The sequence below is a fragment of the Dyella silvatica genome, assembly GCF_026283955.1.
Taxonomy (GTDB): domain Bacteria; phylum Pseudomonadota; class Gammaproteobacteria; order Xanthomonadales; family Rhodanobacteraceae; genus Dyella_C; species Dyella_C silvatica.
The window spans coordinates 1-11297 of record NZ_JAPDPE010000153.1; the positions used below are offsets into that span (position 1 = coordinate 1).

Below are 11297 nucleotides of genomic sequence, written 5' to 3' on the forward strand. Positions count from 1 at the left end.
GCATGACCGTGGCCGCCTTGATCTATCGCCATCGACTCGCCGGCAAACGCGCGGTGGCCTGGCTGTCACGGGTACTGCCCTCCTCGGCGGGGCGCCGTTTGCGGGCACTGGCCGAACGCGTCGCCTTCAGCCTCACACCGCAATATCAATCCGATACCTTGCCGGCGATTTTTCACTATTGGTCGGGTCACTATCTCGCGCCCACGGCGCAGCGTCTCGGCATTGGCTCGCCCGAAGCGTTCTATCTCGACAGCATTCTGAAAGCCGCGCAGCAGAGCTCGGCGCCGCTGCGTGTGATGAGCCTTGGCTCCGGTGCCGCGAGCATGGAAATAGGCCTGGCCGATCAATTGCGCGCCGCCGGCGTAACGGCCCAGATCAACTGTGTCGACTTCAATCCGGGGCTGATGCGCAGCGCGGCCGAGTCGACCAAAGCGCGCGGCCTGGATCCATGGATCAGCTTCGAAACGCTTGATTGCAATCTGCCGTTCGAACGACCGTCACAAGACATCATCATCGTCAATCAGTTCTTTCACCACGTCACCGAGCTGGAGATCTTCTGCCAGTCGCTGCGCAAATCGCTTGCGCCACAAGGCAGCTTACTTAGCTCCGACATCATCGGCCGCAACGGACATCAGCTATGGCCCGATGTCGAGGCTGAAGTACAACGCATCTGGGCAAGCCTGCCACCTGAGCAGCAATTCGATCGCCATTTCAACGCGCCGCAAAGCAGCTACCGCTCGATCAACCACGCCGCTTATTCCAACGAAGGCGTACGCGCCCAGGACATCGTCGGCTGCCTGTTGGCGGAATTCGATTTCGAACTGTTCTTCAGTTTCGGTGCGGCCATCGTGCCGTTTGTCGAACGCCGTATCGGCTTTAACTTCGACCCTGGGCTGGAGCGCGACCGCGGCGTCATTGATCGCGTCGAGGCCATCGATACTTTGGCACTCGCCGAAGAGCGCTACCCCACCGCCAACATGATTGCCTCGCTACGGCACAAAAACCTCGTCACGACGCCTGTTTACCTGCCTCTGAGCCCGCAACGCCACGTCGAACTTACCCAGCAGCAGCTAAATAAGATCGCCCATAGCAGCCATTAAGCCTTTGCAAACAGGGAGTAGAATGCGCTTTTGCGATTGCCGTCCCATCATCCGACATGATTTTTGCCCCGCGACTCATTCTGCTGCTTCTATTCGTGCTGTTTGCGCTATGCGTACTGCTGGTGCATCTGCGTGGCCGGGCACGGCTGCGATTTGATCGCCAGCTGGTGGATCATTCCGCCGTCTTCGCCCCCTATAACCTGCTGATGTACGCCTTCTCGGCGGTACCGGCGCGACCGATCCTGGATCGCAGCGGCTTTCCACAGCTGGATTTACTACAGGCGAACTGGCAAACCATCCGCGACGAAGCCTTACAACTTTTCGACGAAGGCCATATCCGGGCCGCCGAAAAACACAACGACGCCAGCTTCAACAGCTTTTTCAAGCAAGGGTGGAAGCGTTTCTATCTCAAGTGGTACGGCGAGCCATTAGCTTCGGCCGAGACGCTGTGCCCGAAAACGGTCGCTCTGCTGAAATCTATCCCCAGCGTCAAAGCCGCCATGTTCGCGTTACTGCCGCCAGGCAGCAAACTCAATCCGCACCGCGACCCCTTTGCCGGCTCGCTGCGCTACCACCTGGGGCTGATCACCCCGAACTCGGATGACTGCCGCATTTTTGTCGATGGTGAGGTGCACTCCTGGCGTGACGGCAAGGACATCGTGTTCGACGAGACCTTCGTCCACTGGGCCGAGAACCGCACCGATCAAACCCGGGTGATTTTGTTTGCCGACGTCGAGCGGCCGTTGCGCACGCGCTGGATGAGTGCCATCAATCACCGGGTCGGCGCCTTCATGGGCAAGATCACGGCATCACCCAATACCGACTCCGAAGCGGAGAAGACCGGCTTCGTCAACCGCATGTTCTCGATGAACCAACGCAGCCGCGAACGCAGCCGGGTGTTCAAGAAAAAATATCCCAAGCTGTTCCGGGTACTGAAATACATCGGCATCGTGCTGATGATCTGGCTGGTCTTTCTGGCGCCCTACCCCCTGGTGCGTTAAACCCGCTGTCACGTTTTGAACCGCTGGCGCGTCTGATCTGAATCTATGCCGACGGAACATCCGATGGACCCGCAAACCGCCCTGTTCCAGCAACATCGCCCCCGTTTATTCGGGCTGGCTTATCGCATGCTGGGCACACCCACCGATGCCGAAGATGTGCTGCACGATGCCTGGCTGCGTTGGCATAACCAGGACATGGCGGCGCTGGACGACGCTGAGGCCTGGCTGGTCACCGTAACCACTCGCCTGGCCCTGGATCGGCTGCGCCGGGCCAAGACCGAGCGCCAGCATTACACCGGCCCCTGGCTGCCGGAACCACTAATAGCCAGCGACGAAGAGCCCGAATCCCAGCTGGAACGGAGTGAAAGCCTCAACCTGTCATTCCTTTTGTTGCTGGAACGCTTGAGCGCGGATGAGCGTGCAGCGTTTCTGCTGCGTGATGTGTTCGATTACAGCCATGCCGAGGCTGCCGCCATCCTCGGCATCACCGAGGATGCCTGCCGCCAGCGTGCGCACCGGGCCAAGCAGCGCTTGCGTGAAGGGCGGCCGCGCTTCAGCTACGAACCGGCAGCGCAACAGCATTTGCTAGAGAAATTCATGCACGCGCTGCAAGAGCCAACACCCGAGGTTCTCAAGGCCTTGTTTGCCGCCGACGCCGTGCATCTATCAGACGGTGGCGGCGTGGTTCGCGCAGCCCTGCGGCCGTTGCACGGCAGTGAACGGCTGGTTCAGCTTTATACGAAAGTCGCCCAGCGCTACCGGGAAAGCAACGCCGTGCATCGCCTGCAATGGCTCAACGGCTCGCCGGCGCTGTTCACCTGGATCGACGCCACCCTGGTTACCGTCAGCTGGATTGAAACCGATCAGCAGCAAATCGTTGCCATCCACTCTCTGCGGCATCCGCAAAAGCTGGCCAGAATCCATCGCGCCGTCACGTTCGCACTCGGTGATGCGTCCTAGGTAAGAACGGCCCATTGCGTGGCCTAACTGGAGCATGACCGTGACAAACCGTCTTTCACATCTTGATTACCCTAAAGCCACCGCCGGGCTGCGCAGTTTGGCCTCTTACGTCAATCATTGCGGCCTTGAAAAGAACCTGATCGAACTGGTGCTGTTACGTGTTTCGCAGATCAATGGCTGCGCCTACTGCATTGACATGCACACCAAAGATGCCCGTGCCGCCGGCGAAAGCGAGCAGCGCCTGTATCTGCTTCAAGCCTGGCGTGAAGCCCCCTTCTACAGTGAGCGTGAACGCGCCGCATTGGCATGGTGTGAAGCCGTCACCAGGCTCGGCGAGCATGGCGTTTCCGACGAGCTCTATGCCCAGGCGCGCGCCTGCTTCGAAGAAGAAGAGCTGCTGAATCTCAACATGGTGACGGTTCTGATCAACGCCTGGAATCGCATCGCCATTCCATTCCGTGCCGAGCCCGGACATTATCAGCCGGCAGCAACCCAGCAAGCCGCGTGACCCTCAATAAAAAGCCCCGCGCAAGGCGGGGCTCTCACGTAGCGGTTGGCGGTTCGATCAAACCGCCTGGACACGCTTGACGATGGCTTCGCCAAAGCTTTCCGTGCTGCCCTTGCCACCGAGATCGGGGGTGACGTGAGCGCGGTCGTGCTCCATCGTGTCGCGAATCGCCTGACGGATTTTACCGCCCTTCTCGACCATGCCCAGATGATCGAGCATGTCGGCCGCCGCCAGCAACAAGGCACACGGATTGGCAATGCCCTTGCCGGCGATGTCCGGCGCCGAGCCGTGCACGGCCTCGAATATGGCTGCATCCGCACCGATGTTGTCTCCCGGGGCCAAACCCAGGCCACCCACCAGACCCGCGCACAAATCCGAAATAATGTCGCCGAACAGATTGGTGGTGACGATCACATCGAACTGCTCAGGCCGCATCACCAACTGCATGCAGGTGTTGTCGACAATCATCTCGTTGAATTCGATCTGCGGGTATTCCTTCGCCACCTCACGGGCAACGTTGAGGAACAGACCCGAGCTGGTCTTCATGATGTTGGCTTTATGCACCGCGGTGATCTTCTTACGGCCTTTTTTCACTGCCATTTCGAAGGCGTAACGCACAATGCGGGTGCTGCCACGACGGGTGTTGCGGATAATCGAGGTGGCCGTCTCGCCGTCTTCCGACAGCGTCTGGCCTTCTGCCAGGTAAGCGCCTTCGGTATTCTCGCGCACGGTGATGATGTCGATGTTCTCGTAGCGCGCCTTGGTGCCCGGGAAGCTGATCGCCGGACGCACATTCGCATACAGGTCGAAATGCCGGCGCAAGGTCACGTTGATCGAGGTAAAGCCGCCGCCGATCGGTGTGGTAAGCGGGCCCTTAAGCGCCACCTTGTGCTTGGCGATGGTGTCCAATGTTGCCTTAGGCAACAGGTCGCCCTGCTTGTCGAGCGCGATCATGCCCGCTTCGACAACGTCATAGCTGAGGCCACAATCAAGCGCGTCGAGCACGCGCAGCGTTGCCTTCATGATCTCCGGACCGATACCGTCGCCCGGGATCACGGCAATAGTTTTGCTCATGGGAAACTCCTCAGAATAGAACCGTGCAACTGTGCTGCGAGAAACGCGCACAGGCTGAAATCCGCTTAATTATCGCCGATACGCCCCTCACCGAACACCCGTAAGGCGTTGCATATACTCGTATGCAGCGTTGCGAAAACTCGCACGTAGCGCCTTTTCCGAGATGGGGCCTGGCGGCCCCGGCCTGTATTAAGTGTGACTGGCACAGCTCTCGGCGTCGCCGGCGCCTTCGCCAGCCTCCAGTTGATCGAGAAAATCCACCGCGCGGCGCAAGTGTGGAATCACGATGGAACCACCGACCACCAGGCCAACGCTAAAGGTCTCGAAGAATTCCTCACGATTGACGCCAGCCTCCTTGCACTGCGCTACGTGGTAGCTGATGCAATCGTCGCAGCGCAACACCATGGATGCGACCAGGCCGAGCAACTCCTTGGTTTTTACATCCAGCGCGCCAGCCTTGTAGGTCTGTGTGTCCAGCGCAAAGAAGCGGCGCACCACTTGATTGTCTTCGGACAAGATCCGCTCATTCATCCGATGGCGAAACGCGGTGAACTCGGCCAGGCGATCCTTGCTCATGGGGTCTGGCCCAGCAGCTCAGCCAGCTTGCCGCTGCGATCGGCCGCAACCAGATCGTCAAAGCCGCCGACATGCTGATCGTTGATAAAGATCTGCGGTACGGTACGCCGGTTGCCGCTGCGCTCAAGCATGATTTTGAATTGCTCCGGATCGGTATCCACCAGCACTTCGCTCCATGTCAGCCCCTTGGCTTTCAACAGATTCTTTGCGTTGACGCAGTAAGGGCAAACGGTCTTGGAATACATCTCAATCTTGGGCACGACAGCACTCCAGAATCTTTGAATAAACGTTCAGCAAAGTTGGGACCCTCAGCTTAAAAAACAAGTCGGCCCAAGGGCGAACTGCTGCCCTGGGCCGTGGTCAGACAATGGTATTGTCTCCTACCTATGCGCAGGGCACTACGACCCTTAGCCCCACGTCTTCTGACCGCACTTATTTGCGCCAGTCTCGCCTTTGCTGCGGGCGCCCAGGACAGTGTCCGCCTGCCCGATCTCGGCAGTTCGGCCAATGCCCTGATCTCCCCGCAGGAGGCACAGGACTACGGCGCCTCCATGCTGCGTCAAATGCGCGCACTGAACATGGTGGTCGACGATGCCATGCTCGATGACTACATCAACAACCTGGGCTATCGCCTGGTCGCCGGCAGCGACAAGCCCAAGGATCATTTCTCGTTTTTCATCGTGAAAGACGAAGTCATCAACGCCTTCGCCGCCCCTGGCGGCTATATCGCGGTGAATTCCGGGCTGATCGACATCACACGCAACGAAGGTGAGCTGGCCGGGGTGATCGCCCACGAAATCGGCCATATCACCCAAAATCATTTGCAGCGCGCCTTTGAGGCCTCCAAGAAAGACGCCCCGCTACTGGCCCTGGTGCTGCTGGGGGCTATCGCCGCCGGTGCCGGCGCCCATGCCGGCGACGCCGCCAGCGCCATCATGATGGGCGGCCAGGGGCTGCTCATGCAGAAGCAGATCAATTTCACCCGCAAAGACGAGGTCGAAGCAGACCGAACCGGCATCCAGACCCTATCCAATGCCGGTTTCGACCCCAATGCCATGGCCGGCTTCTTCGAGCGTATGCAAGACACCATGCGAGTCGGCTCAGGTGGCGACCGCGATGTGCCTCAGCTGCTGCAAACCCACCCCGTCACGCTGACCCGCATCAGTGACGCCAAGTCACGCGCCGATGCGCTGATTGCCCTGCAAAAGCAGCGCCCCAGCAGTTCTACCCTGATCAAAAAACAGTGGGACAAAAGCACCGCCCCGATCCCCTTTGTGAAAGACGCCACCTCGCTAAGCCAGCGCGACCAAGACCATGGCGACCTCGACACCTATGCGCTGATGCGCGAACGTGTCCGCGTGCTATCGGGCGATGCCACGCAATTGACTACTTATTACGCATCCAGCTTCGCCGCCCCCCTACCCGAGAAGCGGCGTGAGTTCGACACCCCTGCCAACCATTACGGCTATGCGCTGGCACTCACCCGCAGTGGCCGCGGCGCCAAGGCCATGGCTGAGTTACAGCCGCTGTTGCTGACCCATCCCAGCAACCAGATCCTGCAATTGGCCCTGGCCGACGCCAAATTCCAGGCTGGGCAACGGGCGCAAGCGCTCTCGCTTTACGCCGAACTGAACGTATTGTCGCCACGCAACCGGGCGATTGCGCTGGCCTATGCCAAAGCGCTCACTGACGGCGGCTCCAAGGCGGAGGCGACCCAGGCGGCCGATATGCTGCGGCCGATGCTGGACGATGCCAATGAGCCGGACATCTATCGCACCTATGCCCTGGCCAGCGATAAAGCCGGCGACCCGGTAAGGGCTGGCGAGGCCTATGCGGATGCCAGCTACCTGTCCGGGCGCCCGTTCGATGCCATGGAACAGCTTAAACGCCTGCTGACCCGGCCCGATCTCGACTATTACGCCCGCGCCCGTATCCAGTCGCGGATCAGCGACCTCACCCCGCTGGTGATGGAGCTGCGCAAGCACAAGGTGCAAACCGAGGACAATCCGGACGGTCGCAGCCAACGGATGCAGAATTCCGGCACAAGCTGCAGCGGACGGCTATGCTTCAGCCTGGAACCGGGCCAGCGTTAACGGAAAGTGGCGTTTGGCGGCCTGGTCTTCGTAAGAATTGCGGCAAAAATCCACGCCTCTTGTTACGTGTCATCGCCGCGTAACATTGGACCGCTGCAATAATTGCGTCACAGGCCACCTAAAGCAGACCTACGCGTGCACAAACGCATCCTGATCGTTGAAGATGAAGCCTCGATCCGCGACATGGTCGCCTTTGCCTTGCGCAAAGCTGGCATGGACGCGGCCCACGCCGCCGACGCACGAGCCGCCCAGCTCGCTATTGCCGAACAAGTACCCGATCTGATTCTGCTGGATTGGATGCTGCCCGGCACCAGCGGCCTGGAACTCGCCCGGCGTCTACGCAAAGAAGAACTAAGCCGTGAAATCCCGATCATCATGCTTACCGCCCGCGGCGAGGAGATGGATCGAGTCAATGGCCTGGAAGCCGGTGTAGACGACTATGTCGTCAAACCGTTCTCGACCCGTGAGCTGGTCGCGCGCATCAAGGCCGTGCTGCGCCGCAGCCAGGGCGACGACGGCTCCGGCCAGGTCGAGCTGGGCGGCTTGCGCATCGATGGCCCGGCACACCGGGTGTTCGCCGGCGACGATGCGGTTGTCATCGGCCCGACCGAATACCGGCTGCTGTACTTTTTCATGACCCACCCTGAGCGCGTCTATTCACGTGCTCAGTTGCTCGATCATGTCTGGGGCGGCAGCGTCTACGTCGAAGAACGCACCGTCGACGTGCATATCCGCCGCCTGCGCAAAACGCTGGAGCCATGGAAGCTGGACGACATGGTGCAAACCGTGCGTGGCGCCGGCTACCGTTTCTCTGCCAACATCTGATCGCAAAGGCTTTGCTGATACCGACAGACAGGCATCTGCCTGGCTGATCCGGTATCAGTCGCTTGCAGGGACTCCGGCTTTTGCTGATGCTTGACGACTACCAGCTCAGCCACAAGGCCTTTCATGCCCCAACCATCTGACGCCACCACCTGGAAGCTGTCGGCCGCGCTTGCCGCCGGCTTGGTCGCGGGCGGCATCTTGGGATGGTCGGCGGGCGGTCACCTGGCAGCCGGCGTGTCGCTTGTCGCTGTAGCGGAAATCGTCTTACTGCTGACTCGAATCCGTCATCAAACTCACCTCATGATGACGGCCCCTCCCGGCTTCAGCCCTTTGCAGCATGACCGTTTCATGACGCGTTCCCGCCGTATCGCCTCCAGCTTGCGTGATTTGCGCAGCGCCGCCGGTAATTTGCCGGACGCTGTGGTTTTGCTCGACAACGAGCAACACGTGCGCTGGTTCAACCATGCCGCCGAAGATTTACTCGGCCTGCGCCGGCCACAGGATCGGGGTACCACCCTGCACGACCGCTTGAGTACGACCGAGCTGGCCGGCTGGCTGAAAGATGGCGCCTACGAACCGCTTAACGACGTCGCTGCGCCAGGACACCCGAACCGTCATATCAACGTTACCCTGCTGCCCTTCGGCCGCCGCCAACGTCTGTTGCTGGCACGCGATATCAGCCACCTGACCCGGCTGGAGCAGATCCGCCGTGACTTCGTCGCCAACGTATCGCACGAGCTGCGCACGCCTCTTACGGTAATCCACGGCTATCTGGAATTGATCGATCCCAGTGACGTGCCAGAGCTCGCGCCGGTGCTGGGTGAACTGCGCGCGCAGTCCAAGCGCATGGGACAAATCGTCGAAGACCTGCTGACCCTGTCACGGCTGGAGACGCAAGAGCACGTGGCGGAAGAGCGGGTCCAGATGACTCCGTTGATGGCCACCATTCGCCGGGAGGCCGAAGCGCTTAGCCAGGGCCGTCACCATATCGTGCTCGAATCCACCGCCGAGATGGATCTGCTTGGCTCGGTCAAAGATCTGCACAGCGCGCTGTCCAATCTGGTCAGCAACGCCGTGCGCTATACGCCGACCGGCGGCAACATCACCATCCGCTGGCTGCGTACCAGCGAAGGCGCTACCTATTCAGTAACCGACACCGGTTTTGGTATCCCGGCCTCGCATCTGGCCCGGCTGACCGAGCGCTTTTACCGGGTATCGTCCAGCCGCTCGCGCGACAGCGGCGGCACCGGCCTGGGGTTATCCATCGTCAAACACGTGCTGAACCTGCATCAGGCACGGCTGGATATCCAAAGCGAGCCTGGCCAAGGCTCCACCTTTTCGTGCTGCTTTGGGCACGAGCGACTGCTCAAGCCCGGCGGCTCAGACGAAGTCTGAAATCGGTCCCTGCGGGCATCGAGCCGTCTTTTGCGCAGAAACAGGCCTTGAAATGGCCAGCATCGTGAATGGCAACCCAGTCAGCCATCACACTACGCGGCGCTGCGGCATGAGCTTCTTCACGCCATACGCCAGAATGGCCCCATGCGCCGTAAACCAACAACACCCCAGCCCATCGCCGACCGAACCGCCCCTGAGCTCTACCTCAACCGCGAACTGGCCGCTCTCGAATTCAACTTCCGCGTGCTCGCCCAGGCACGCGACCCGCAGATACCGCTGCTGGAACGCCTGCGCTATCTAAGCATCGTCGCCAATAATCTGGACGAATTCTTCGAGGTGCGCGTGGCGATGCTCAAGCATCACCATAGCTATGGCTCGGCAGCAGCCGGACCTGACGGCGTGTCCTCTGGCGAATTGCTGACCCGTATCCGCAAGCGCGTGCTCGATCTGGCCGCCGAGCAATACACCACCTGGCAGGACGAGCTGGGGCCAGAACTCGATGCCGAAGGCATCCGTTTTCTTACCCGCGATCGCTGGAGCGCACGTCAACTGCATTGGCTGCAAGGCTATTTCGAGAACGAGGTGCTGCCGGTGCTGTCGCCGCTGGGACTGGATCCGGTACATCCGTTTCCGCGCATCCTCAACAAGACCTTGAACATCGCGGTAGTGCTGAAAGGCCGCGATGCCTTTGGCCGCGAGGGACATATGGCCTTGGTGCGCGCGCCCCGCTCGCTACCGCGCATTATTCGTCTGCCCGACGAAGTCTGCGAACCGGGCGACCACTACGTTTTTCTTGCCGAGCTGCTGCAAGGCTTTGTCGACTTGATGTTCCCTGGCCTCAAAGTGGCCGGCTCGTATCAGTTTCGAGTGACCCGCAATAGCGAGCTGATGGTCGAAGAAGCCGAGGTCGAAAACCTCGCCAGCGCGCTGAGCGAGGAGCTGCTGGGACGCGGCTACGCCCGTCCGGTGCGATTGGAGATCGGCAATGATTGCCCCAAAGCCATCGTCGCCATGCTGACCTCGAACTTTGAGCTGGAAGAAACCGATGTGTATCGCTGCAATGGTCCGGTCAACATTATTCGCGCCGGCACCATTTATGAGCGGCTGGATCGCCCGGAGCTGAAATATCCGCGATTTACACCGCGCCTGCCGCGTGTACTCGAAGCCAGCAAATGCACGTTCGAAGTATTACGTCAGCGCGACGTGTTGCTGCATCACCCGTATGAATCCTTTGCCGCCGTCGTCGAGCTTTTACGCCAGGCCACGCAAGACCCTAACGTCCTGGCGATCAAGCAGACCCTTTACCGCGCGGGTTCCGACACGCCGCTGGTCGACTTATTGGTCGAGGCCGCGCGTAACGGCAAGGACGTCACCGTCGTCGTCGAGTTGCGCGCACGCTTTGACGAAGAGGCCAATATCCGCCTCGCCACCCGCCTGCAAGAGGCTGGCGTGCAAGTGGTGTACGGCGTCGTCGGCTTTAAGACGCACGCCAAAATGTTGCTGATAGTGCGCCGCGAAGACAACGTGCTGCGCCGCTACGTGCATTTGTCGACCGGTAATTACCATCAGGCGAACAGCCGCGCCTATACCGACATCGGCCTGATGACCGCCCAAGCGGAAATCGGCGAGGATCTGCACAAGGTATTTCTGCAGCTTTCCGGGCTGGGCCCGATCATCAGCCTCAAGCGCCTACTGCACTCGCCCTTCACCTTGTACAAAAGTGTGTTGGAGAAGATCGAGCGCGAGATAGCGCATGCCGAAGCAG

Annotated in this window: 11 protein-coding genes; 8 read left to right on the forward strand and 3 right to left on the reverse strand. The window is 60.2% G+C overall.

Annotation, left to right across the window (positions count from 1 at the left end; all coding sequences use genetic code 11):
- The 4 genes from OUZ52_RS20850 to OUZ52_RS20865 form a co-directional block, all read left to right on the forward strand.
- Nucleotides 1-1100, forward strand: a 1100-nt coding sequence (locus tag OUZ52_RS20850) for a class I SAM-dependent methyltransferase (protein ID WP_266160489.1), incomplete at its 5' end; no start/stop codon positions are given.
- A 56-nt stretch (nt 1101-1156) separates the two neighbouring features.
- Complete coding sequence (locus OUZ52_RS20855) at nt 1157-2101, forward strand: aspartyl/asparaginyl beta-hydroxylase domain-containing protein (protein WP_266160490.1); 945 nt, start codon at nt 1157-1159, stop codon at nt 2099-2101.
- Nucleotides 2102-2164: 63 nt separating this feature from the next.
- Nucleotides 2165-3061, forward strand: a complete 897-nt coding sequence (sigJ, locus tag OUZ52_RS20860; RefSeq protein ID WP_266160491.1) for an RNA polymerase sigma factor SigJ — start codon at nt 2165-2167, stop codon at nt 3059-3061.
- Nucleotides 3062-3095: 34 nt separating this feature from the next.
- Nucleotides 3096-3569: a carboxymuconolactone decarboxylase family protein gene (locus tag OUZ52_RS20865; RefSeq protein ID WP_266160492.1), complete on the forward strand. Its 474-nt coding sequence runs from the start codon at nt 3096-3098 to the stop codon at nt 3567-3569.
- Between the two features lie 57 nt (nt 3570-3626).
- Here the strand turns inward: OUZ52_RS20865 and OUZ52_RS20870 are convergent, their stop codons facing one another.
- From OUZ52_RS20870 to grxC, 3 genes are all read right to left on the reverse strand, one after another.
- Nucleotides 3627-4643, reverse strand: coding sequence for an isocitrate dehydrogenase (locus tag OUZ52_RS20870; RefSeq protein ID WP_266160493.1), 1017 nt, complete (start codon nt 4641-4643; stop codon nt 3627-3629).
- A 189-nt stretch (nt 4644-4832) separates the two neighbouring features.
- On the reverse strand, nt 4833-5219 hold the full coding sequence (locus OUZ52_RS20875; protein WP_266160494.1) for a carboxymuconolactone decarboxylase family protein: 387 nt from the start codon (nt 5217-5219) through the stop codon (nt 4833-4835).
- On the reverse strand, nt 5216-5479 hold the full coding sequence (grxC, locus tag OUZ52_RS20880; RefSeq protein WP_266160496.1) for a glutaredoxin 3: 264 nt from the start codon (nt 5477-5479) through the stop codon (nt 5216-5218). The genes OUZ52_RS20875 and grxC overlap by 4 nt, the downstream gene beginning before the upstream one ends.
- A gap of 126 nt (nt 5480-5605) precedes the next feature.
- Here grxC and OUZ52_RS20885 point away from each other — a divergent pair, with 126 nt between their 5' ends.
- The 4 genes from OUZ52_RS20885 to ppk1 all read left to right on the forward strand — a co-directional run.
- Nucleotides 5606-7312 carry a M48 family metalloprotease gene (locus OUZ52_RS20885; RefSeq protein ID WP_266160499.1) on the forward strand — a complete coding sequence of 569 codons (1707 nt, stop codon included), beginning with the start codon at nt 5606-5608 and terminating at the stop codon, nt 7310-7312.
- Nucleotides 7313-7447: 135 nt separating this feature from the next.
- Nucleotides 7448-8137 carry a phosphate regulon transcriptional regulator PhoB gene (gene phoB, locus OUZ52_RS20890; protein ID WP_266160500.1) on the forward strand — a complete coding sequence of 230 codons (690 nt, stop codon included), beginning with the start codon at nt 7448-7450 and terminating at the stop codon, nt 8135-8137.
- A gap of 123 nt (nt 8138-8260) precedes the next feature.
- On the forward strand, nt 8261-9532 hold the full coding sequence (phoR, locus tag OUZ52_RS20895) for a phosphate regulon sensor histidine kinase PhoR (RefSeq protein WP_266160501.1): 1272 nt from the start codon (nt 8261-8263) through the stop codon (nt 9530-9532).
- A 144-nt stretch (nt 9533-9676) separates the two neighbouring features.
- A partial coding sequence (gene ppk1 / locus OUZ52_RS20900; RefSeq protein ID WP_266160502.1) for a polyphosphate kinase 1 occupies nt 9677-11297 on the forward strand: 1621 nt, incomplete at its 3' end.